The organism is Streptomyces sp. NPDC026417 (genome assembly GCF_055567695.1).
This window is the reverse complement of record NZ_JBVHPY010000013.1, coordinates 145357-168999: the sequence shown is the minus strand read 5'-3', so window position 1 is coordinate 168999 and position 23643 is coordinate 145357. Positions and strand designations below refer to the sequence as shown.

The following is a 23643-nucleotide window of genomic DNA, read 5'->3' as shown; positions in this document are numbered from 1 at the left end:
GCAGAAGCAAGGCGGACGCTTCCACGTGCCCGTCGTGAAGCTCAGTCCGGCCCGCCCGCCCCGGGATGTCGGGGTGCCGGGGCAGTCGCGTCCCTCGCGACAGGCTTCTTGCCGTCCACCGGGCGTCGCTCGCCGGTCCGACCGTCGTCGCGCACGCGCGACTCGGCCGGACTCCTGCCCGGATGGACGCTCAGCGAGCTGCGGCCCGTCGCAGCAACTCGGTCGCCGCGCCCCCGGTGCGTGGCGGCGGAAGCGGCGCGTCCGCCGTGGCGAAGGGCTCCGGCACCGAGTCGGCGCTCGGTCGGCGCCCACCGCGCCCTTCGCCTATGACCTGCCAGCCGTCACGCGTCAGCGTGATGTACGCCCCGCAGCGCAGCCCGTGCAGCGTGCAGGCATCGCGCAGTCCCCACATCCACGCCCCGTCCTCCTCCGTCCAACGCGCGTCGCCGTCACGGCAGTAGAGCAGAACGGCCGTGCGGACCGGGGTACGGCGGCGGAGGTCGTGCGGGATCACCCGGCGTAGCTGCGAAAGCAGCACGTTGCGGAACAGCCACCCGTCGGCCGGCGCGGGCCGGCGGGTGAACGAGGCGCTCGCACGCAGCCGTTCGTCCGGGTCGAGGACGGCCACGATCGCCGTCGCGGGGCCGGGGCGGTGACGGGAGTGCAGCCCGCTGACGACCTCGCGTGGATCACGCAGCAGGGGGATTCCCGCGGCGGCCCATTCGGCCGGCTCGAGCATACGGGTCAGTGGATTGGCGGAAGCGGCGGACAGGTCGGCAGACGTCGACATGGATGCCGCCGAGGACGGAGCGAATCCGAAGGTCACGGTCCTCCCTTCGGCTACGCGCCCACACTGCGGGCGGGGGACGGACTTGGGGGAGCGCGCACCGCAACGGAGCCCTACCGGACCACGGACGAACCGTGCGGGGAGCGGAGTTCAATTCTTCCTGTCGAACTTGGTTGCGGCAACGAGCAATTGGGGCCACAGACGGTTTTGCGGCGATAGGCCGTCTATATCCCTGCCCACACTTCTCGTCAGGGACGCATGGTCACGCTTGCACGGCAAGGACCAGCGGCAACACCCCCTCGGCTCCGGCCCGCCGGAGGAGACGCGCCGCCACCGCCAGCGTCCAGCCGGTCTCCGTCGCGTCGTCCACGAGCAGGACGGGTCCGCCCGCCTCCTTCAGCGCGGCGGCCAGCTCCGGCGGCACGGTCAGGGCGCCGTCGAGCGCCTTCAGCCGCTGTGCGCTGTTGCTCCGCGAGGCCTGCGAGATCTCACCCGTGTACTCGACGGAGCCCAGCAGGGGGAGCCGGCCGATCTCCGCGATCCGCGCGCCGAGCGACTGGATCAGCCGGGGACGCGTGCGTGAGGCCATGGTGACGACTCCGGCGGGGCGCGGCTGTGCGTCGGGCTGCCCCGAGGCCCAGCCGCCGGGGCCCTTCGCCCAGTCGGCCAGCACGCCGACCACGGCCTGGGCGACGTCGTCCGGCACCGGTCCGTCCGGTGCCTGCGGTGTGAGCATGGGCCGCAGCCGGTTCCCCCAGCCGATGTCCGAGAGCCTGCCCAGCGCCCGCCCCGGAGAGAACTGCTCCCCGGCCGGGATCCGCCCCTTCAGGTCGACACCGACCGCCGGCAACCCGGTGGGCCACATCTTCCGGGGCTCCACCTCGACGCCCGCGCGATCGAGCTCCCCGCGCGCGGCCTCCAGCGACGTCGCGGAGACCGAGTCGGTGAACCTCCGGCCCGCGCAGTTGTCGCACCGTCCGCACGGTGCGGCCTCCTCGTCGTCCAGCTGCCGGCGCAGGAACTCCATACGGCAGTCCGTCGTGGCGACGTAGTCCCGCATCGCTTGCTGCTCCGCGGCCCGCTGCTTGGCCACCCAGGCATAGCGCTCGCCGTCGTACGTCCAGGGAACTCCCGTGGAGATCCAGCCGCCCTGGACGCGCCGAACCGCACCGTCCACGTCCAGCACCTTGAGCATCGTCTCGAGCCGGGAACGGCGCAGTTCCACCAGCGGCTCCAGCGCGGGCAGCGACAGCGGCCGGCCGGCTCCCGCGAGCACGTCGAGGGTCCGCCGGACCTGCTCCTCCGGGGGAAAGGCGATCGACGCGAAGTACTGCCAGATCGCCTGGTCCTCCTTGCCCGGCAGGAGCAGCACCTCGGCGTGCTCCACCCCGCGCCCCGCTCGCCCCACCTGCTGGTAGTACGCGATCGGGGAGGAGGGCGATCCGAGGTGCACCACGAAGCCCAGGTCGGGCTTGTCGAAGCCCATGCCCAGCGCCGAGGTGGCCACCAGCGCCTTGACGCGGTTGGCGAGCAGGTCCTCCTCCGCCTGCTGCCGGTCCGCGTTCTCCGTTTTGCCGGTGTACGACGTCACCGTGTGCCCGCACTGCCGCAGGAACGCGGTGACCTCCTCGGCGGCGGCCACGGTGAGCGTGTAGATGATTCCGGAGCCGGGCAGCTCGTCGAGGTGCTCGGCGAGCCAGCCCATGCGGTTCGCCGCGTCCGGCAGCTGCAGCACGCCGAGGCTCAGGCTCTCCCGGTCCAGCGGTCCGCGCAGGACGAGCGCGTCCGTGCTGCCGCCCGTGCCGAGTTGCTCGGCCACGTCGGCCGTCACGCGTGCGTTGGCGGTCGCGGTGGTGGCCAGCACCGGCACACCGGGCGGGAGGTCGGCGAGCATCGTGCGCAGCCTGCGGTAGTCGGGCCGGAAGTCGTGGCCCCAGTCGGAGATGCAGTGCGCCTCGTCCACGACGAGCAGTCCCGTCGCCGCGGCCAGCTTCGGCAGGACCTGGTCGCGGAAGTCGGGGTTGTTGAGCCGCTCCGGGCTCACGAGGAGCACATCGACCTCGCCCGCGGCCACCTCGGCCTGGATGGTCTCCCACTCCTCCGTGTTGGACGAGTTGATCGTGCGCGCGAGGATGCCGGCGCGAGCGGCGGCCTCCACCTGGTTGCGCATGAGGGCGAGTAGCGGGGACACGATGACCGTGGGGCCGGCCCCGCGCTCCCGGAGCAGCGCCGTCGCGACGAAGTACACGGCGGACTTGCCCCAGCCGGTGCGCTGCACGACCAGAGCCCTGCGCTTGTGGGCGACCAGGGCCTCGATGGCGCGCCACTGGTCCTCGCGCAGCCGGGCCTCGCCCGCCGGCGCACCGACCAGCCGGGCGAGTACGGCATCGGCCGCGGTGCGGAGGTCTTCGTCGGCCCTGGGGCGCTGGTCTTCGTTGGTCATGGCCCCATGCAACCCGATGGGTCGGACAAAGCGCGAACGAGCAGGCCGAGCTGTGGACAACCCTTGCTGTGTCCATGCCCGTGGTTATCCACAGGCCGCAGCGAGAAATGCGAATGCGCGAGATGGTCACGGCATGACGAATCACAGCGAAACGACCGGCACCTCCGGCGAGGGCGACATCAGCGCGCGAGCGAATCACGGTGAGACGGAATGGGCGGATCAGGGGGACGCGGGGTGGCCGGACCCGGCGGAGTCGGGGTGGCCGGAGTATGCGGAGCCTGCCGCCGACCCGGCTGACGACATGCCACTCGCGCTTTCCGGCCCCGGGGCGTACGAGGAGGGCGTGCCGTCGCCGTCCGGGGCCGAGGCGGCGTCCGCGGGCCCGGAAGGCGAAGGCGCTCCGAGCGGGTATGCGGAGCCGGACGAGACCGCGCGGGGGGTGGAGGTCCCGGGAGCGGAGGATCCGCAGCTCGGCGTGTCCGCAGGTGGGGCGGGTGGCTTCGGTGTGCCCGCGGGAGGGGCGGGTGGCCTCGGTGCGCCCGCCGGACGGGTGGTGGGCTCTGCCGAACCACTCACCTTCGTGGGGCACGGAGTGGTCCCGGACCTCACCGGCCGGCAGCAGGTCACCCTGCGCACCCCGGCGGAACTGGCCGACGCGTTGCCGTATCTGCTCGGCTACCGCCCCGAGGACAGCATCGTCCTCGTCGCCCTCCATGACCGGGAGCGCCGTGGCCGGTTCGGCGGACGCGCCCGGCTCGGCATCCCCGCGCAGACGGACGACTGGCCCTCCGTGGCCGGCCAGCTGGCGCGGGGGCTGGTGACCGGAAGCGAGCGCAGGGGCGCCAGGCCGGAGACCATGGTCGCCTATCTCTGCCAGGAACCTCGCAGCGGTGAGACGGGGCGGGACGTCATGGAACGCCTGCGCCCGCTCGCGCAGCTGCTGCGCACGGCCTGCGGCAGCTTCGACGTCCCGGTGGTCGAGGCCCTGTGCATTTCGGACGGCCGTTTCTGGTCGTACTGCTGTCCAAGTCAGGACTGCTGTCCGCCCCAGGGTGAGTCGATGGGGCTCCCGGGCACGTCCGTCCTTGCCGCCGCTGCCACTTACGCCGGACTGCAGGTGCGCGGCAGTCTGCGCGAGTTCAGGGCCCGTCTCTCTCCGTGGGAGACCGCGGCCGCGCTGGAACAGGAGGTCGCCCTCGACGCCGCCAGCATGACGCTGGTCCCCAGGATCCTGGACAGCAGGAGCCGCGTGGACGTCGCCGAGGAAACTCTCGATCTCGCCCGCAAGGTGATGGGGCGCTTCGCGGACACCCGTCCGGTGTCCCGCCCGCTCGAAGCCGACCTCCGCGACGACGAACTGCTCGGACACGACGAAGCCGCCACCCTTGTTCTAGGCCTCCAGGACCGTTCGACCCGGGACCGCGCGGCGGAGTGGATGGAGGGCGGTGAAGCCGGCCCGGCCCTGCGACTGTGGCGCGCGCTGGCCCGCCGTTGCGTCGGTCCGTACGGCGAGCACGCGGCCGCTCCTCTGACTCTCGCCGGCTGGGTCGCCTGGTCGACGGGCGACGAGCTGGAGGCCCGGGAGGCCCTGGCGATGGCGCTCGGAGCCGACCAGGACTACCTCTTCGCCCGGCTCCTGCACCAGGCCTGCAACGAGGGCCTGGACCCGGAGTCGATCCGCCGCTGTCTGCGAGCGGAGCGCCGCGGTCGAGCGACGGACGGCGGACCCTCCGGGTCGCCGTGCGGACAGTCCGCGCCCCGTCCCGCGGCGCCCGATTCCGCCGCGGCTGACCTCGCCTCGTGCGACCCGGATTCGGCCGAGCCGCCCAGGCTGTCGCCGTGCATCGGGCGGCAGCGGCCTGCGCGGGCGAAGGAACCGTCGGCGACCGCTCGCCGTCGGCGACGCAGGGTGCGCGCGCCGGAGGGCGGCAGCGGGCAGCCGAACCGCCGTGCGCCAGGAGGCGCCGCCCGCCGCCGCCCCACGGGAGACACCCGCTCCGTCGGCGACGTCCGCACCGCTACCGACGGCCCGACCGTGGCGGGCGACGCCGCAAGGGTCCGTCCGCAGGCCCGCCGCCGGACGGACCGACCGGAGACCCGGGAGGACACGTGAGGCACCGGTGCAGGACCGGCGACCGCGTGGGGCATCCCGAGTCGCTCACGCCGCCCCGGCATTGTTCTGGAGCCGCCCCACCGCCATCCGGTCGGCTTCTGCGCCCGGGGCGTGACCCGTGGGACACCCGCTCCGTTCACCTGAGTGGCGGATCTCGCGGCCGAGCCGCGTCTCCGCGTAGCCCACGAACCTCCGGAGCCCTCCACCCGGGGCCGGACGCGCCCCAGGCGTGCCGAGCGCAGGAGAAGCCGTCCCATGCCGCTGTCCACCCCGCCCCCCGAGCCCGCGGGCGACCTGCCGCCCTCGCGTCCCCCCACACACCGGCCCACCCCTCAGCCCGTGCGCACGGCGGGCTCATCGGGCGGTGTGGACGAGCCGAGCAGCGCGCGGGGAGCGCCGCAATCTCCCGATGCCGACATGTCGACCCTCCGAACATCACGGCCCTGGGATCACAGCCCGTCACTCCGGGTGGCCGACACCGGCGGGCCGGCCACCCGGAGAGCCCCGCTTCCCGTCCCCCGCAGAGCTCAGGGCCTCCCGCCCGTCCACACCGCGATGGTCTGTGTCGCCCTTCCGGGTCTGGCCGTCTCCTCGGACCAGGGACAACTGACGGGACAGGGGCTGGACGGGTTCTACCGATCCGGCCGGCGCCTGCTCGCGCGCTGCCAGGTGCATGTGGCGGGCCGGGAACCTCTCGCCGTGCAGGCCCGGATGACAGGCGCGGACCGAGCCCGCTTCGTAGGAACGGTCCGCGCGTCCGCCGACGCCGGTCCGGACCCGGACGTCCTCGTGGAACGGATCAGAAGCGCGGACGGCACGGAGCGGATCACCCTGCACAGCTCGGCTCAGCGCCCGCTGCGCCTGCCGGTGGAGGTGGCCCTCGGAACCGATCTCGCGGAGCTGGGGGCGATCGCGTCCGGCGCGGTGGGATCGGAGCTCCCCGCCAGCGTCCATGGATCCGGACTGCGATGGGCCGGCCCCGGCGGCCACTCGGCGGCGGTCACCGCCGAACCGCCGCCCACCGACGCGCTCGCCTCGGCCGGCCTGCTGCGCTGGGAGCTGGAGCTGCCGCCCGGCGGCACCCGGACCCTGATGCTGCGCGTACGGCCGGACGGCTCGGGACGCGGCAGGGTGGCGGGCCGGGAGGTGACGGCGGGCAGGGGCTCGTCGAGCCCGTTGGCCCGGCCCGGGGTCACGGGCGACGACCCCAGGATCCAGACGCTCGTCGACACCTGTGTGGAGGACCTGGACGCCCTGCTGCTGCGCGACCCGGAGCACCCGTCCGAGACCTGGCTCGCCGCGGGGGCGCCGTGGCGCTGCGGCATGGCTCCCGCCGAGGCGCTCGTCGCGGCACGGATGACGCTGCCCCTGGGCACCCGGCTGGCCGCCGGCACCCTGAAAGCCCTCGCGCGCACCCAGCTCGGCGGCCGGTCGGCGCAGCCCGGCATGATCCCGGGACCCCGCCGGGACGCGGGCCCTCACCTGCCGCCGAGCTGCACCGCCACCGAGGCGACCCTGCTGTTCCCCGCACTCCTGGCGGAGGCCCGGCGCTGGGGACTCCCGGACCAGGAGACGGAGGAGCTGCTGCCCGCCGCCGAGCGATGCCTGCAGTGGCTCCTGGTCACCGCGGGCGACGGCTTCTACGTGCCCGACCCGCATCCCGGTGGCCCGTTCCGCTGCGAGACACAGGCGCATGCCCACCGTGCGGCACTTCAGGGAGCCGATCTGCTGGACGCGTACGGCAGACCCGGGGGCACCGGACTGCGGCAGTGGGCCGACCGAATGCGCACCGCCTTCCAGCAGGACTTCTGGATCGAGGACCGAGGAGGCGGCAGACCCGCGGCAGCCCGCGCGCCCGACGGCCGTGTCGTACCCCACCTCGGCGCGGCGACGGCCCACCTCCTCGACACCGGCCTGCTCGGTGCCGGGACTCTGGCACCGGGGCTGCTGGACAAGGTGCAGACCGAGCAACTCGCCCGCCTGCTCGGCGGCCCGGCCATGGACTCGGGCTGGGGGCTGCGCAGCCTGGGGACCAGGGAAGTCGCGTACAACCCGTTCGGCCACCGCGGTGGCGCCGTCCGGATCCAGGAGACGGCTGTCGCGATCGCGGGCCTGGCCGCGGCCGGCTACGAGAAGGAGGCCACCTCTCTGCTGCGGGGCGTTCTGGCGGCGGCCGAGGACTTCGACCATCGGCTGCCCGAGATGTACGCGGGGGAGCAGCGCACGAAGGGGAGCGCCCCACTGCCCCACCCCGCCGCCTGCAGACCCGCCGCCACGGCCTCGGCCGCCGGGGTGCTCCTCCTGACGGTTCTCGCCGGCATCCGCCCCGACGTTCCGGCCGGGACCGTGACGCTCCGCCCCCTGCGTGGCGCACCCCTCGGCGAGATCGGAGTCACGGGACTGCGCGTCGGGGGCACGCCCTTCTCCGTGCGCGTCACCCGGCTCGGCGTCGCCATGGTCGAGGAAGCTGCCGACGAACTGCAGTTGGGGACCTGACCAGGCGGGACGCGAGACCGGAGCAGGGTGGCGAAGAGGGCCTGAACCGAGCAGCGGACCGGAGTGGATCAGCCATCGATGCGGCCGGCGAAGGCTGTGTTTATCGTCAGGCAGACGACTATGATCGCGGCATGCCCTACGACCCGTCGGCCTTTCCGCCCTTCGCCGTGACCGTGGATCTGGTCGTGCTGACCGTGCGTCGCCATGCCCTGTGTGCGCTGGCGGTAAGGAGGGGCGAGCAGCCGTTCCAGGGTCGGTGGGCGCTGCCGGGCGGTTTCGTCCGGGCGGACGAGGACCTGTCGCAGGCGGCGGCCCGCGAGCTGGTGGAGGAGACGGGCCTGTGCGCCCACGACCCCTCGGCCCCGGCGCAGGACAACGGCGCGCATCTCGAACAGCTGGCGACCTACGGAGACCCCAAGCGCGATCCGCGGATGCGGGTGGTCAGCGTCGCCCATCTCGCACTGGCCCCCGACCTGCCGGCACCCCGGGCGGGCGGCGACGCCAACAGCGCGCGCTGGGCGCCCGTGGAAGAGCTCTTGCAGCAGGGCGGTTACGGCCGGGACGGGGAGCAGGCCGCGCCGCTCGCCTTCGACCACGCGCAGATCCTCTCGGACGGTGTGGAGCGGGCCCGGTCCAAGATCGAGTACTCGTCGCTGGCCACGGCCTTCTGCCCGACCGAGTTCACCGTCGGTGAGCTGCGACGGGTGTACGAGGCCGTGTGGGGGGTGGCGCTCGACCCGCGCAACTTCCACCGCAAGGTGACGGGCACGCCGGGCTTCCTCGTACCGACCGGCGGCACGACCACCCGCCAGGGCGGCCGCCCGGCGCAGCTCTTCCGCGCCGGCGGCGCCACCCTGCTCAACCCGCCGATGCTGCGGCCCGAGGTCTGACACCGCGCAGCCACGAGGGCGGCGGAGCCATCGCGTCGGAGAGACGGCCGACCGCCTGGCGGGCGAGCGGCCGAGTCGGCCAGGGCAGGCCTCAAGGTGCCCGAAAAATAGGGAATGTCGCGCTATCTTGCATCGGGTGATCCAGGCCATCGGACTGACCAGCAACCCTCGCAAGGAGCTGCCGCCCGCGCTCGACGACGTCTCCTTCGAGGCTCACGCGGGATGTGTCACGGCCCTCCTCGGAGCATCGGGCGCAGGCAAGACGACGGCGCTGAGACTCATGCTCCAACTCCAACAGGGCCGTGGAATCACCCACTTCAGGGGACGGCCCCTGCACCGCATCGCCCACCCCTCTCGCGAAGTGGGCGTCCTCCTCGGCGATGTGCCCGGCCACCCGGCCCGGACGGTCCGCGGGCAACTCCGCATGCTGTGCGCAGCCGCGGGCGTGCCCGTGCGCCGCGCCGACGAAGTCCTGGAGGTCGTGGGCCTCGTCAGCCTGCGCGACGAGCGGCTGGGCACCCTCTCGCGCGGCATGGACCGGCGTCTGGGACTCGCGTGCGCGCTGCTGGCCGATCCGCACACCCTCGTGCTCGACGAACCCGCGGCGGGGCTCGCCGCCCGCGAAGGCCGCTGGCTGCACGGGATTCTGCGCGCGCACGCCGTGCAGGGCGGCACCGTGCTGTTCACCACCGAGGACCCCAAAGAGGCCGCGGGGACGGCCGACCGAGTCGTCACCCTCGCGGAGGGGAAGCTGCTCGCCGACCAGTCGGCCGCCGATTTCGCCCGCACCAGGCTGCGGCCCAGGGTCGCCGTGCGCAGCCCTCACGCCGCCCGGCTCGGCGCACTGCTCGCCAAGGAGGCCAGAACCGCGCAGCGCTCCGTCGAGGTCGTCCACGAGGACGGCAACCGGCTCTCCGTGTACGGCAGCGCGTGTGCGGACGTGGGCGAAGCGGCCTTCCGGCACGGGATCCTCCTCCATCAACTCGCGGACGAGATCGGTGACATGGGACCGCGCGCCGCAGAGAGCCCGGACGGGCACCAGAACGACGGACCGCGCCCGGTCGAGGTGCTGTCCGCGAACGCCCCGTCCGCCCTGCCACCCCCCATCAGCGTCCGACCGGCGCCCGGTCCGCTGCGTCCGCTGCGCTACGAACTGCGTCGCACCGCCGGGGTCGGCACCGGATATCTCACCGCCGCCGCCGTCCTCGTCACCTCCGCGCTGATCTCCCTCCTGCTGGCCCGGATCGGACACACTCCGCAGGCGCGACTGCTCACCGCCTGGCCCAGGGAGTTCCCGCTGCCGCCCGCCGCGTTCGGCGCGGGGCTGCTCGGCGCCCTCGCCTTCGGTGAGGAGTTCCGTCACCCCGCGCTGGCAGCGGATCGCGGCACCGTGCCACGCCGACTCGGCCTGCTGGTCGCCAAACTCCTCGTCTCCGGGGTCACGGGGCTCGTGCTGGCGCTGCTCACCGCGGTCTGCGACCAGGAAGTGCTCTATCTCGTGTACGGCAGGGAGGTCTCCGGGGTCCCCTCCGACTGGCTTCGTCCCGCCGTGAGTTGGGTCGGCTTCGTCGTGGGGTGCGCCTGGGCGGGTGTGCTGGCCGCGGGCATCTTCCGGTCCACGACGGCCGGGCTCGCCGCCGTGCTCACCGTTCCGATCCTCGTCGTACCGCTCGTACAGAAGCTCGTGCAGGGTCCGTCTGTGCGGACCACGGCCGGATTCTCCGTGCGGTTGCGCGAGCACCTGCTGTCGCAGTGGCCGTTCGGCGGGCAGCGTGTTCTGGCCGCCGCGGCGAGGGCCGTCGCTCAACCCGTGGGCGGGGCGCTCACGTTGTCGCTGGCCGCTCTGCTCTGCGCATATCTGCTCACGACCCTGCGCGGGAGGGTCCGATGACGACCGTCCGCACCCTTCCCGTCCGCCGCTGCACACAACTCCCCGGGGAACGCTCATTTCTTTCCGATAAGGCGTCAATTGCGACGGGGTGAGCGATCACCCTTTCGTGTGCTTTTCACCAAAGACCTCAAGGGAGTTGAACGGGACGCCGACAAAGGATCCGTGAGTACCCTTGCGCACACCATGATGACCGCCGCCCGCTCCGCAGACTCCGGCCTGGCCGGCCCGGGCGAACTAGACCGCTACCCCTATGCCGAGGCCCCCGGTGTCGACCGCGTCGGCATTCCGGCCTGGGAGACCTCGGACCCGGAGCTGGGCCGCGTGGGCCGGCGCGCCGGTGGCAGCCGCGGCCGCGGCCTGCACGGCCAGCTCGTTCAACAACTGGGTCAGATGATCGTTTCCGGGGATCTGGGCGCCGACCGCCCGCTCGTGCCCGAGGAGATCGGCCAGCGATTCGAGGTCTCCCGTACCGTCGTACGCGAGTCGCTCCGGGTCCTGGAGGCGAAGGGGCTCGTGAGCGCGCGGCCCAACGTCGGCACGCGCGTGCGCCCCGTCAGTGACTGGAATCTTCTCGACCCGGACATCATCGAGTGGCGCGCCTTCGGGCCGCAGCGCGACGACCAGCGCCGCGAGCTCGGTGAGCTGCGCTGGACGATCGAGCCGCTTGCCGCCCGCCTGGCCGCCGGCCACGGACGCGAGGATGTGCAGCAGCGGCTCGGTGACATGATCGAGATCATGGGCCACGCGATGGCGCAGGGTGACGCGCTGACCTTCTCCCGCGCGGACGCGGAGTTCCATTCCCTCCTCATCCAGGTCGCGGGCAACCGCATGCTGGAGCACCTCTCCGGGATCGTCTCGGCGGCACTCCAGGTCGCCGGCAACCCGGTCACCGGCTGCGACCGCCCGAACGAGGCCTCGCTGTCGTACCACGCCCGGATCGTCGACGCCCTCGCCGCGAGCGATGGGGCCGCGGCCGAGGCGGCCATGCGCCAGTTGCTGACCGTCCACCCCGAGGTGGAGCGTGTGGTGCCCGCCCCGCGCGAGCACTGAGGCGCACCGGGAGTGGCGCGGTCGGAGGCGAGTGCCCGCGAGCGGCATCGCGCGGCCGGCGCAGCGTTTTCCGCCGGACCCCGTTGGATCCTCCGGGATCGCCGGGGTCCGGTGGCGCGAGGGGCCGTGCAGCCCGCAGAATGACCACCTCTGACAGTTTTCGGCCGCTTTTGTGTGCTTACGGGGTGTGACTCGGGCCACGCAGATTGGGCGTAACGCTCTTCGGAACCACGCGATGACCTAAGAGGTGACAGCCGAGGAAGGAATACGGACGCCGTTCAAGGCGCTGTGCATCTTCCCGGCCCCCGCCCGCGCCGTCGACCCATCCCCAGTCGTCGGTCGTCGGTTCCTGTCCGCACCGGACGGGGCCGGAAGCCGTTTTCCAACGTTCCGAGAGGTTGTTCGTGTCGGCCAGCACATCCCGTACGCTCCCGCCGGAGATCGCCGAGTCCGTCTCTGTCATGGCGCTCATCGAGCGGGGAAAGGCTGAGGGGCAGATCGCCGGCGATGACGTGCGTCGGGCCTTCGAAGCTGACCAGATTCCGGCCACTCAGTGGAAGAACGTACTGCGCAGCCTCAACCAGATCCTCGAGGAAGAGGGTGTGACGCTGATGGTCAGTGCCGCGGAGCCCAAGCGCACCCGAAAGAGCGTCGCAGCGAAGAGTCCGGCCAAGCGCACCGCCACCAAGACCGTCGCGGCGAAGACCGTGACGGCCAAGAAGGCCACTGCCACCGCCACCCCGGCAGCGCCCGCGGCGGACGACGCGGCTGAGGACACGTCCGTCAAGCCGACCGCCGCCAAGAAGGCGACCGCGAAGAAGGCGACCGCGAAGAAGACCGTCGCCAAGAAGACGGCGGCCAAGAAGACCACCGGCAAGAAGGACGACGCCGAGCTGACCGACGACGAGGCGGTCGAGGAGACCCCCGGCGCCGTCAAGCCCGGCGAAGAGGAAGAGGAGGGCGGCGAGGCCAAGGGCTTCGTCCTCTCCGACGACGACGAGGACGACGCGCCGGCCCAGCAGGTCGCCGTCGCCGGCGCGACCGCCGACCCCGTCAAGGACTACCTCAAGCAGATCGGCAAGGTCCCGCTGCTCAACGCCGAGCAGGAGGTCGAACTCGCCAAGCGCATCGAGGCCGGTCTCTTCGCCGAGGACAAGCTGGCGAACGCCGACAAGCTCGCCCCCAAGCTCAAGCGCGAGCTGGAGATCATCGCCGAGGACGGCCGCCGGGCCAAGAACCACCTGCTGGAGGCCAACCTCCGTCTGGTGGTCTCCCTGGCCAAGCGCTACACCGGCCGCGGCATGCTGTTCCTGGACCTCATCCAGGAGGGCAACCTCGGTCTGATCCGCGCGGTGGAGAAGTTCGACTACACCAAGGGCTACAAGTTCTCCACGTACGCCACCTGGTGGATCCGTCAGGCGATCACCCGCGCCATGGCCGACCAGGCCCGCACCATCCGTATCCCGGTGCACATGGTCGAGGTCATCAACAAGCTCGCCCGCGTGCAGCGCCAGATGCTCCAGGACCTGGGCCGCGAGCCCACTCCGGAGGAGCTGGCCAAGGAACTCGACATGACCCCCGAGAAGGTCATCGAGGTCCAGAAGTACGGTCGCGAGCCCATCTCGCTGCATACCCCCCTGGGTGAGGACGGCGACAGCGAGTTCGGTGACCTCATCGAGGACTCCGAGGCCGTCGTCCCGGCTGACGCGGTCAGCTTCACGCTTCTGCAGGAGCAGCTCCACTCCGTCCTCGACACGCTCTCCGAGCGCGAGGCGGGTGTCGTGTCCATGCGCTTCGGTCTCACCGACGGTCAGCCGAAGACCCTCGACGAGATCGGCAAGGTCTACGGCGTGACCCGCGAGCGGATCCGTCAGATCGAGTCGAAGACCATGTCGAAGCTGCGTCACCCGTCGCGTTCGCAGGTGCTGCGCGACTACCTCGACTAGGCCTCGGCCTGCCGTACTGCCGAAGAGGGTCCGACTCCCGCGGGGGAGTCGGGCCCTCTTCGTCCGTCTGCGGGGTGCACGCCGGTCCATGCTGGATCACTCTGGGTCTTCGACGACCACCCCTGAGTGAGGAGCGCGCATGCGTCGTACCTTCCCCCGAGTCCTGGCCCTCGCGGCCGCGGCGGCCGTGATACCGCTGGCGTCACCCGCCCCCGTGGTGGCGGACAGCGTGGTCATCGGCGGCTATCCCGTCGAGATCGCGCAGAGCCCCTGGACGGTGGCGCTGGCCAGCCGTGACCGGTTCGGAGGTACGCGCGCGGGGCAGTTCTGCGGCGGTGTGGTGATCGGCCGGTCCACCGTCCTGACCGCGGCCCACTGCCTGAGCAGGGACGTGCTCGGGGCGCCCGCGCGCCAGATCCGCGACCTGAAGGTCATCGCGGGCCGGGCGGAACTGACGGCGGACTCGGGCCACGAGATCCGGGTGCGCGAGATCTGGGTAAACCCCGGATACGACCGTCGCAGCAAGGCCGGAGACTTCGGGGTCCTCAGCCTGGCCTCCCCACTCCCCGAGAGCTATGTGATCGGCATGGCGCCGAAGGGAGATCCCGCCTACGAACCGGGGACGGTGGCCGAGGTATACGGCTGGGGGGACACGACGGGGGCCGGGGACTACGCGGGGCGCCTTCGCGCGGCGCGCGTGAAGGTCCTGCCCGACTCGGACTGCGAGCGGGCCTACCCGGGCAGCTCGGACGGTACCTACCGGGCGGACTCGATGCTGTGCGCCGGTGAGCTCAGAGGCGGGCGGGACGCCTGTCAGGGCGACAGCGGCGGGCCCCTGGTGGCTCACGGGCGGCTGATCGGCCTGGTGTCGTGGGGGAGCGGCTGCGGCCAGGCCGGAAGCCCCGGGGTCTACACCCGTGTGTCGGACGCCGCCGACAGGCTCGCCGGGGGCGCCGGAGGGCCGTAGCCCCGCGGCGGTACGAGTACGGGCGGCCACTCCCTGTGTCGAGGGGGTGGCCGCCCGCTGACCGGCCTGATGCCGGCACTCGCTCGTCGTTGACGCGAAGTGTCAGCGTTCTTCGTCGTTGACGCTCTCCGGAACGGACGTCAGCCGCTCCGTCTCGTCCTGTATCTCAGCGGCGATCTTCTTGAGTTCCGGCTCGAACTTGCGACCGTGGTGGGCGCAGAAGAGCAGTTCTCCGCCGCTCAGGAGGACGACGCGCAGATATGCCTGGGCGCCGCAACGGTCGCAGCGGTCAGCGGCCGTCAGCGGGCTCGCGGGGGTCAGAACAGTAGTCACGTCGCCTCTTCTCTAGCTCGACGAGCTGTCGTACCAGGGTCAACATCCAACCAGGCCGAAAACGTTCCCGCTCGTGGCTTCTCCTCGAAATTTTCTTTCCGAGGTGGCTGTCTGCTGCCGGTTGGCGGCGAATGTGCCGTATTACGTGGTTCGCGTCTTACGGGTTCGCGTTGTCTGTCAGTGTCGGTCCTCCCGGCTGGCTTGCCGGTTGTTCATGAGGACGTGCCCGGAGCCTAAATGGTTCATGCCTGGAAGGGAACGTGATATGTACTTCACTCCATCGAGGGATCGAACACCTATGCGACCGTCCATTAGTCTACGTTCGGACGAGGGTGGCGTTACAACGGCTCTACCAGGCCTGGGTACCCTCTGAGCGGCGAACCAAGCCGGGCCCTTACCCACAAGGGCGCCATCTGAAATTCAGCGAGGAGCGAACCGCGTGACCGCCGAGACGTCCGTGCCGTCCACAGCGCTGCTGACCGGAGCAGACCGGGACGGTTCCAACTACACCGCGCGGCACCTGCTCGTCCTCGAGGGGCTCGAGGCCGTACGCAAGCGCCCCGGCATGTACATCGGCTCGACCGACAGCCGCGGCCTGATGCACTGCCTCTGGGAGATCATCGACAACTCCGTGGACGAGGCCCTCGGGGGCTACTGCGACCACATCGAGGTCATCCTCCACGACGACGCCTCGGTCGAGGTCCGGGACAACGGCCGCGGCATCCCCGTGGACGTCGAGCCCAAGACCGGCCTTTCCGGTGTCGAGGTCGTCATGACCAAGCTGCACGCCGGCGGCAAGTTCGGAGGCGGCTCGTACGCGGCCTCGGGCGGTCTCCACGGCGTGGGCGCCTCGGTCGTGAACGCACTCTCCGCCCGCCTGGACGTCGAGGTGGACCGCAACGGCCACACGCACGCGATCAGCTTCCGGCGCGGTGTGCCGGGCGCCTTCGCCGGAGCGGGCCCGGACGCGAAGTTCGACGCGGGCAGCGGCCTGCGCAAGACGAAGAAGATCCCCAAGGCGCGCAACGGCACGCGTGTGCGGTACTGGGCCGACCTCCAGATCTTCCTCAAGGAGGCCAAGCTCTCCCTGGAGAACCTGCACCAGCGTGCCCGCCAGACCGCCTTCCTCGTGCCGGGCCTCACCATCGTCGTCCGGGACGAATTCGGACTCGGCGAGGGCGGCAGCAAGGGTGAGGAGTCGTTCCGCTTCGACGGCGGCATCAGCGAGTTCTGTGAGTACCTGGCCACCGACAAGCCCGTCTGCGACGTACTGCGCTTCTCCGGGCAGGGCAGCTTCAAGGAGACGGTCCCGGTCCTCGACGACCACGGCCAGATGACGCCCACCGAGGTCACCCGTGAACTCGGGGTCGACGTCGCCCTGCGCTGGGGCACCGGCTACGACACGACCCTCAAGTCGTTCGTGAACATCATCGCCACCCCCAAGGGCGGCACCCACGTCGCCGGCTTCGAGCAGGCGGTCGCCAAGACCGTCAACGAGGTCCTGCGGGCCAAGAAGCTGCTGCGCGTCGCCGAGGACGACATCGTCAAGGACGACGCCCTGGAGGGCCTCACCGCCGTCGTCACGGTGCGTCTCGCCGAACCTCAGTTCGAGGGGCAGACCAAGGAGGTGCTCGGCACCTCGGCGGCCCGCCGCATCGTGACGAACGTGGTCACCAAGGAGCTCAAGGCGTTCCTGACCTCCACCAAGCGGGACGCCGCCGCGCAGGCGCGTGTCGTCCTGGAGAAGGCCGTCTCCGCCGCCCGTACGCGCATCGCCGCCCGGCAGCACAAGGACGCGCAGCGCCGGAAGACGGCGCTCGAGTCCTCCTCGCTGCCCGCGAAGCTCGCGGACTGCCGCAGTGACGACGTCGAGCGCAGCGAGCTCTTCATCGTCGAGGGCGACTCCGCTCTCGGCACCGCCAAGCTTGCGCGGAACTCCGAGTTCCAGGCGCTGCTGCCGATCCGCGGCAAGATCCTCAACGTTCAGAAGTCGTCCGTCACGGACATGCTGAAGAACGCCGAGTGCGGCGCGATCATCCAGGTCATAGGGGCGGGGTCCGGTCGGACCTTCGACATCGACGCGGCGCGGTACGGGAAGATCATCCTTCTCGTCGACGCCGATGTGGACGGCGCGCACATCCGGTGTCTGCTGCTGACGCTGTTCCAGCGGTACATGCGGCCGATGGTCGAGGCGGGGCGGGTGTTCGCCGCCGTGCCGCCGCTGCACCGCATCGAGCTCAGCCAGCCCAAGAAGGGGCAGGACAAGTACGTCTACACGTACTCGGACCGTGAGCTGCGCGAGACGCTGCTCGAGCTGCAGCGCAAGAACGTGCGGTACAAGGACTCGATCCAGCGTTACAAGGGTCTCGGCGAGATGGATGCCGACCAGCTGGCCGAGACGACGATGGATCCCCGTCACCGCACGCTGCGGCGGATCAACATCTCCGACCTTGAGGCGTCCGAGCAGGTGTTCGACCTGTTGATGGGTAACGACGTGGCCCCGCGCAAGGAGTTCATCTCCAGCTCGGCCGCTACGTTGGATCGGTCCCGGATCGACGCGTAGGCGTCGGTCGGCGGTTGCCGGGCATTCTCGGACGGTGGCCGGCGCCGCCTTCCTGCCGGGCTGGGGTCCGGTGGGGTGGGCGAGCCGGGGTCCCGTGTGGGGGCGCGGTCCATCCGGTGGTGGGTCGGGGCCGTGCCGGTACGTCCGCCCGTTGCAGGTCCGGCGCTGTACGCCGCTGCAGGGGTGCCGTGAGCTGTCTGCCCGACCTGCCGCGGGCATCTGATGCAACCGGTACGGCTCCCGCCGCCGGAGGGCGGTTGCGGGTGCGTGCTGCCTCGGCTGGGGGCCGTCGTGGTGCCGGGTGAGACGGGCGGGTTGCACCTCGGTGGTGGCGGGTGCGCCGTCTCGGTCCGGTGCAAGCCCGTGCGCCGGGGGCTGGGTGCCGCGGGGGGTGGACCCGCGCGGGACGGTGTGCCCCGGGGCCAGGGGTGTCCACCTGTGGGTGGAGACGGGCGGGGTGGGGGATCCACCCTTGATCCACCCGGGGTCCGATCTGCCGGGGCGGCGATTTCCGTAGCGTCGGAGGCGTCGACAGCTCCCGCTGCCGGCAGTCGCTCTCTTCGCCCACGGAGGCCCGGATGTCGGGGCTTGTGTACACCTTGGCGGTCGTCGCCGTCGTCGTCCTGGTTGTCGTGCGCCAGTTCCGCACGAGCAGGATCGACACGGACAGGCGCTGGTGGATCGCGCCGGCCGTCCTGGCGTTCCTGGCTCTGCGCACACAGGGGCTCATCGACCCCCAGCACCGGATGGCGGCGGCCCTCCTGCTCGGTGCGGAGGTGCTCATCGGCCTGGCCATGGGCGCCGGCTGGGCGTGGACGTCGCGGACCTGGGTCACGCCGGACGGCGCCGCGTGGAGCAGGGGAACGAGAGCCACCGTGGCGGTCTGGGGCGTCGGCATAGGGCTGCGCGCCGGCCTGTACGGCGTCGGAGTCGCGCTCGGGATTCATCAGGACACCGCCGCGTTGCTGCTCGCCCTTGCCGCCACTCTGATCGTCCGTTCCGCGATCCTGGTCCAGCGGTCACGGCAGCTGCATCCGGCCGGGAGCGCGACGTACGGTGACCGCGTGGCCGGGGCGCCATGGAGGGAGCGCGTATGACGGGGAACGCGTGGACGAGCTGGCCCTCCCGTGAGGCGCTGTCCCGGGTCGGCGTGCCGAGGCCCCGACGGGTGCTGGCCTGGGCCGTGCGCCTGCTCGCTCTGGGCGCCCTGCTGTGGACGACGTTCACCGACGATCAGCTGGAGGGCTGGGGTGTCGTCGCGGCGGCTCTGGCCGTCGTACTGTGCGCCCTCGGCGCGTGGGGCTTCTTCCGCACGACGCTGGAGCACCGCCTGCTGCCCTCTCTGGGACTGTTCGCACTGCTGCTCATCCTCGCCACGGCGGCTCAGGCAACGGGCTTCCGGCTCCCGGCGGTCGTGCTGTGCTGTGCGTGTGCCGTCAGCGCCATCGAGCGGCTGCCCTTCGCCACCGCACTGCCCGCCACCGCCGTGGCGCTCACGGCGTATGCGGTGACCGCCAACGACGACTGGCCGGCGACTGCGGCGACTGCAGGTGGGCTCGCGCTGGCCGGGTATGTCCTGCGGCTCGACGCCGAGGCGCGCGGCGGGGCTCTGCGGCTGCTCGCCCAGGAGCGGGCGGCGCGCGTGGCCGAGGCGGAATCGGCCGCGCTCGCGGAAAGGGCCAGGATCGCGCGGGAGATCCATGACGTGCTCGCGCACAGCCTGTCCGCGCAGCTCGTGCATCTGGAGGCGGCGCGGCTGTTGATCGAGCGCGGGGCAGACCAGGAGCGCATTCTCGAACGGGTGGTGGCCGCGCGGGGGATGGCCCGGGAGGGCCTCGCCGAGACGCGGCAGGCGCTCTCCGCACTTCGGGGTGAGATGTCGCCGCTGGAGGACTTCCTGAGCGAACTCGTCGCGACGGAAGAAGGTGCGGACGTCACCGTGACGGGTGAGCGTCGACTGCTGCCGGCGGAGGCCTCGCAGGCGGTGCGCAGGGTCGCACAGGAGGCTCTGACGAACGTGAGAAAGCATGCTCCGGGCGCCAAAGTCCACGTTCACCTGGGCTATGGAGACCATCAGGTGCGGCTCGACGTCAGGGATTCGGGTGCTCCGCCGGGGGAAATGAGCGGTTCCGGCGCCGGATACGGTCTGCTGGGCATGCGGGAGCGTGCCGAGTTGCTGGGCGGTTCGCTGGAGGCCGGACCGCAGGAGGAGGGGTTCGTGGTGACGTTGAAGGTGCCTCTATGACGGGGGAGTCGGGGCGGAGGCCGGCGCGGGTCGTGGTGGCGGACGACCAGACCGTGGTGCGCGAGGGCATCGTCATGCTGCTGGGGCTGCTGCCCGGCGTCGAGGTCGTCGGCGCGGCGGGGGACGGTGACGAGGCCGTGGCCCTCGTCGCCGAACTGGCCCCGGACGTCGTCCTGATGGACCTGCGGATGCCGCGGTGCGACGGAGTCGAGGCGACCCGGCGCATCAGGTCCGAGTACCCCGGCACCCAGGTGGTCGTCCTCACCACGTTCGCGGACGACGACTCGTTGTTTCCCGCGATCAGGGCCGGCGCGCGGGGTTATCTCACCAAGGACGCGGGCGGGGACGAGATCGTGCGGGCCGTGGAGAATGTGCTGTCCGGCGAGGCCGGACTCTCGCCCAGCATTCAACGGCGTCTGCTGGAGCGGCTGTCGCAGCCCGAGCCGGAACCGGCAGGGCCCCCTGAAGCGCCGGACGGGCTCACCACCCGGGAGGTGGAGGTGCTGGTGCTGATCGCCGAAGGCCTCTCCAACCAGGAGATCGCCCGCAAGCTGCATGTGTCCACGGCGACCGTGAAGACCCACATCAACAACCTGTTCGCCAAGACGGGGCTCAAGGACCGTGCCCAGGCGGTGCGCTACGCCTATGGAAAGGGGCTCGTGCGGCCACCGCTGAGGTGAGTCACCTGATGGAGTGAAGACCGCGGATTGAAGAGTCCGGGATCTTCCCGTTCTGCCCATCCTTGGGCATGCAGTCAAGGAACGGTCGTCCCCGCCTGCGCGGGGAGGGTCCTGAGAGTCCGTCCGAGGACCACGAAGGGCGTCAACGTGTCCCCGCCCAGGCGATGGAGACCCATGACGTGGGCTACGACGACCCCTGGTACGACGCTCTGGCGTCCGGCTGGGGCGAGTTGGACGGCACGGGCGCGCCGGCTCCCGTCGCGTCTTCCGCGAGCCGGGAGGACGAGCGCAGGGCCCGCGGTGCGGCCGACGTGTATCTGGAGGTGCAGCGCAGCGCGGCGTTCCAGGAAGTGCGCAGCCGCTACCGGAGGTTCGTGATCCCGGGTGTCGCCATGTTCCTCGCCTGGTACGTGGGCTACGTGGTCACCGCGACGTCCGCGCCGGGGCTCATGGCGCGTCCCGTGGCGGGCGCGGTGAACGTGGCGATGCTCGCGGGACTCGGACAGTTCCTCACCACGTTCCTGTTCACCTGGGCCTACGCGCGGCACGCGCGCCTGCGTAGGGACCGGGCCGCTCTCGACCTGCGCTGGGACACCCAGGAACTCACACGCAGCGCCGGGGGTGGACAGCGGTGACGGGACACCACCAGGCGTTGGCGCTGCTGCTGTTCAGCGCGTTCGTGGCGGTGACGCTGGGGATCACGACGTGGGTGAGCCGCAACCGCCATGGTTCGGCGGAGGAGTTCTACGCCGGCGGTCGGCTGTTCTCGCCGATGGAAAATGGTTTTGCCATCTCGGGCGACTACATGTCGGCCGCATCCTTCCTCGGCGTCACAGGACTCATCGCACTCTTCGGCTACGACGGGCTGCTGTACGTCGTGGGTTTTCTCGTGGCCTGGCTCGTCGTGCTGTTCCTCGTCGCCGAACTGGTGCGAAACTGCGGCCGGTTCACGCTGGCCGACGTGGTGGCGGCGCGGATGAGCGAGCGGCCGGTGCGGATCGCGGCCGGAACCTCCTCCGTGACCGTGTCCGTGCTGTACCTGGTGGCGCAGATGGTCGGCGCAGGCAGCCTCGTCGCCCTGCTGCTGGGAGGAACGAGCGAAGCGGCGCGGAACTGGACGGTGATCGGCGTCGGCGCGCTCATGGTGATCTATGTGTCGATGGGAGGCATGCGGGCCACCACGTGGATCCAGATCGTCAAGGCGGTCATGCTGCTGGGCGGCACGGTCGCGCTGACGGTGCTCGTGCTGGTGCGCTTCCACGGGGACTTCGATCAACTGCTGCGCACGGCGGCCGCGCGCAGCGGGCACGGCGACGCGTTCCTGGCCCCGGGACTGAAGTACGGCGGGAACTGGACCGCGCGCTTCGACTTCATCAGCCTCGGGCTCGCCCTGGTCCTCGGCACGGCGGGGCTGCCGCACATCCTGTCCCGCTTCTACACGGTGCCGACGGCACGGGCGGCCCGGCGCTCCGTGGTCTGGGCGGTCGGACTCATCGGTGGCTTCTACCTGATGACGATCGTGCTCGGCTTCGGTGCGGCGGCGATCGTCGGGCCCGAGGCGGTCCGCGGGTCGAACGCCGCCGGCAACACCGCGGTGCCCCTGCTGGCCCTGAATCTCGGCGGCGGCGCGGCCTCCACGGGTGGAACGGTTCTGTTCGCGGTCGTCGCGGCGATCGCCTTCGCCACGATCCTCGCCGTCGTCGCGGGCATCACGCTCGCCTCCTCGGCGTCCGTGGCCCACGACCTGTACGCCTCGGTCAGACGTCGGCGTGCGAAACCGCGCAGTGAGGTCGCCGTGGCACGCGCCGCGGCCGTCGGCATCGGCGTGGTGGCGATCGCGCTGGGACTGCTGGCCCGCGACCTCAACGTGGCCTTCCTGGTGGGCCTCGCCTTCGCGGTCGCCGCCTCGGCGAACCTGCCGGTCCTGATGTACTCGCTGTTCTGGCGCAACTTCACGACACGCGGGGCGGTATGGGCCGTGTACGGCGGCCTGGTGCCGGCGCTGCTTCTCGTGGCGCTGTCCCCGGTGGTGTCGGGGAGCCCCGAGTCGTTGTTCCCGGGCGTGGACTTCCAGTACTTCCCGCTGCAGAACCCGGGGCTGGTCTCGATTCCGCTGGGCTTCGTGGCGGGGTGGCTGGGCACGGTCACCTCGGCGGAGCCGCCGGACGAGGCGAAGCACGCGGAGACCGAGGTGCGGTCGCTGACCGGGGCCGGGGCGGTCTGAGGCGGAGGACGCCTCCGACGACGTACGACCGCCGGCGGCTCTTGCGGCCGACGTGAGGCGTCGGCCGTACGGCGCCTACCTGGGCGTCCGGCTCACGGTCACGGCGCCACCCAGGCGTAGCGGTGCTCGGGGCGCCCCGTGTCGCCGTACCTGAGCGTGAGCCGCAGCCGTCCTGCCTGTTCCAGGTGGCGGAGGTAGCGCTGGGCGGTGGAGCGGCTCAGTCCCGTCTCGGCGGCCACCTCGTGGGCCGACAGCGGATGGTCGGCGCGGTGCAGTACGTCGCAGATGAGGTCCGTGGTCGGTTCCGAGTGACCGCGGGGCAGTCCGGGCGGCGAGGTCGCGGGCGTGGTGCGCAGCGCGCCGAAGATCCGGTCGACCTGTTCCTGCCCCGCCGGGCCGCGGCCGCCGACCCGGTCGACGGTTCGGCGCAGGGCCGCGTACGAATCGAGCCGTGTGCGCAGGGCGGCGAAGGTGAACGGCTTGATGAGGTAGTGCAGGGCGCCGAGTCGCATCGCCGCCCGCACGGTGTCGACGTCGCCGGCTGCCGTGATCATGATGACGTCGGTGTGGTGGCCGCGTTCCCGCATCCGGTGGACCAGTTCGAGGCCCGTTCCGTCGGGCAGATAGTGATCGAGCAGGACCAGGTCGATGGGGGCGCGTTCCACGGCCGTCAGCGCCTGGGCGGCGGTGTGGGCGCGGGCGGCCACCCGGAACCCGGGAACCTTCCCCACGTACTTGGTGTTGATCTCTGCGACGCGGAAGTCGTCGTCCACGACCAGGACGTCGAGCATCGGGCCCCTTTCCGTCAAGGCCGGTCGAGCGGTGAGCCCGGCTTTCGGCTTCGCTGTTGTGGCGCGAGCAAAATGAGCACAGCCGACTCTTGCAAGCAGAAGAAGGCCTTGCGCCCGGAAGACTGGTGCTGTGGCACGCACCACACGATGCCCGGGGGACGGTCCCGAGAGCGTCGAGAGGGTGCTCAAGCCGTTCAACCCGAACATCAGGAACGCCGACATCG

17 protein-coding genes are annotated in these 23643 nt (G+C 71.5%); 13 read left to right on the top strand and 4 right to left on the bottom strand.

The window, feature by feature from the left end; genetic code table 11:
* Positions 1 to 190: 190 nt before the first annotated feature.
* Entirely contained in the window at positions 191 to 826 is a 636-nt protein-coding gene (locus ACZ4NT_RS21585) for a hypothetical protein (protein ID WP_121406519.1), read from the bottom strand.
* A 223-nt stretch (positions 827 to 1049) separates the two neighbouring features.
* Positions 1050 to 3230 carry a RecQ family ATP-dependent DNA helicase gene (locus tag ACZ4NT_RS21580; protein WP_467726970.1) on the bottom strand — a complete coding sequence of 727 codons (2181 nt, stop codon included), beginning with the start codon at positions 3228 to 3230 and terminating at the stop codon, positions 1050 to 1052.
* A gap of 301 nt (positions 3231 to 3531) precedes the next feature.
* On the opposite strand from ACZ4NT_RS21580, the gene ACZ4NT_RS21575 reads away from it, so the two are divergent.
* The 7 genes from ACZ4NT_RS21575 to ACZ4NT_RS21545 all read left to right on the top strand — a co-directional run bounded on the left by ACZ4NT_RS21575 (position 3532) and on the right by ACZ4NT_RS21545 (position 14583).
* Positions 3532 to 5343, top strand: coding sequence for a DUF4192 domain-containing protein (locus ACZ4NT_RS21575; protein WP_467726968.1), 1812 nt, complete (start codon positions 3532 to 3534; stop codon positions 5341 to 5343).
* Between the two features lie 555 nt (positions 5344 to 5898).
* Positions 5899 to 7839 (top strand): glycogen debranching N-terminal domain-containing protein, encoded by a 1941-nt coding sequence (locus tag ACZ4NT_RS21570; protein WP_467726966.1) that lies wholly within the window; start codon positions 5899 to 5901, stop codon positions 7837 to 7839.
* Between the two features lie 131 nt (positions 7840 to 7970).
* Complete coding sequence (locus tag ACZ4NT_RS21565) at positions 7971 to 8729, top strand: NUDIX hydrolase (protein WP_467726964.1); 759 nt, start codon at positions 7971 to 7973, stop codon at positions 8727 to 8729.
* Between the two features lie 136 nt (positions 8730 to 8865).
* Positions 8866 to 10620, top strand: a complete 1755-nt coding sequence (locus ACZ4NT_RS21560; protein ID WP_467726962.1) for an ABC transporter ATP-binding protein — start codon at positions 8866 to 8868, stop codon at positions 10618 to 10620.
* 162 nt (positions 10621 to 10782) lie between these two features.
* Positions 10783 to 11670 (top strand): FCD domain-containing protein, encoded by an 888-nt coding sequence (locus ACZ4NT_RS21555; protein WP_121406524.1) that lies wholly within the window; start codon positions 10783 to 10785, stop codon positions 11668 to 11670.
* Between the two features lie 404 nt (positions 11671 to 12074).
* Positions 12075 to 13616: an RNA polymerase sigma factor gene (locus ACZ4NT_RS21550; protein WP_121407525.1), complete on the top strand. Its 1542-nt coding sequence runs from the start codon at positions 12075 to 12077 to the stop codon at positions 13614 to 13616.
* A gap of 139 nt (positions 13617 to 13755) precedes the next feature.
* Positions 13756 to 14583: a S1 family serine peptidase gene (locus ACZ4NT_RS21545; protein ID WP_121406525.1), complete on the top strand. Its 828-nt coding sequence runs from the start codon at positions 13756 to 13758 to the stop codon at positions 14581 to 14583.
* Between the two features lie 102 nt (positions 14584 to 14685).
* On the opposite strand, the gene ACZ4NT_RS21540 is transcribed toward ACZ4NT_RS21545, so the two are convergent.
* The gene (locus ACZ4NT_RS21540) at positions 14686 to 14916 is read right to left on the bottom strand and encodes a DUF7455 domain-containing protein (protein WP_121406526.1); all 231 of its coding nucleotides are present in this window, start codon (positions 14914 to 14916) and stop codon (positions 14686 to 14688) included.
* Positions 14917 to 15355: 439 nt separating this feature from the next.
* Here ACZ4NT_RS21540 and ACZ4NT_RS21535 point away from each other — a divergent pair, with 439 nt between their 5' ends.
* The 6 genes from ACZ4NT_RS21535 to ACZ4NT_RS21510 all read left to right on the top strand — a co-directional run bounded on the left by ACZ4NT_RS21535 (position 15356) and on the right by ACZ4NT_RS21510 (position 22628).
* On the top strand, positions 15356 to 17479 hold the full coding sequence (locus tag ACZ4NT_RS21535; protein WP_121406527.1) for a DNA topoisomerase IV subunit B: 2124 nt from the start codon (positions 15356 to 15358) through the stop codon (positions 17477 to 17479).
* A 578-nt stretch (positions 17480 to 18057) separates the two neighbouring features.
* Positions 18058 to 18576: a DUF1453 domain-containing protein gene (locus tag ACZ4NT_RS21530; RefSeq protein WP_467726959.1), complete on the top strand. Its 519-nt coding sequence runs from the start codon at positions 18058 to 18060 to the stop codon at positions 18574 to 18576.
* On the top strand, positions 18573 to 19724 hold the full coding sequence (locus tag ACZ4NT_RS21525; RefSeq protein WP_467726957.1) for a sensor histidine kinase: 1152 nt from the start codon (positions 18573 to 18575) through the stop codon (positions 19722 to 19724). Before ACZ4NT_RS21530 ends, ACZ4NT_RS21525 begins: the two co-directional genes overlap by 4 nt.
* Positions 19721 to 20404, top strand: a complete 684-nt coding sequence (locus tag ACZ4NT_RS21520; RefSeq protein WP_467726956.1) for a response regulator transcription factor — start codon at positions 19721 to 19723, stop codon at positions 20402 to 20404. Before ACZ4NT_RS21525 ends, ACZ4NT_RS21520 begins: the two co-directional genes overlap by 4 nt.
* 68 nt (positions 20405 to 20472) lie before the next feature.
* A complete protein-coding gene (locus tag ACZ4NT_RS21515) occupies positions 20473 to 21039 on the top strand; it encodes a DUF485 domain-containing protein (RefSeq protein WP_121406531.1) in 567 nt (188 codons plus the stop codon).
* Positions 21036 to 22628: a solute symporter family protein gene (locus ACZ4NT_RS21510; protein WP_467726954.1), complete on the top strand. Its 1593-nt coding sequence runs from the start codon at positions 21036 to 21038 to the stop codon at positions 22626 to 22628. Before ACZ4NT_RS21515 ends, ACZ4NT_RS21510 begins: the two co-directional genes overlap by 4 nt.
* A 98-nt stretch (positions 22629 to 22726) precedes the next feature.
* Here the strand turns inward: ACZ4NT_RS21510 and ACZ4NT_RS21505 are convergent, their stop codons facing one another.
* Positions 22727 to 23419 carry a response regulator gene (locus ACZ4NT_RS21505; protein ID WP_467726952.1) on the bottom strand — a complete coding sequence of 231 codons (693 nt, stop codon included), beginning with the start codon at positions 23417 to 23419 and terminating at the stop codon, positions 22727 to 22729.
* Between the last annotated feature and the right edge of the window lie 224 nt (positions 23420 to 23643).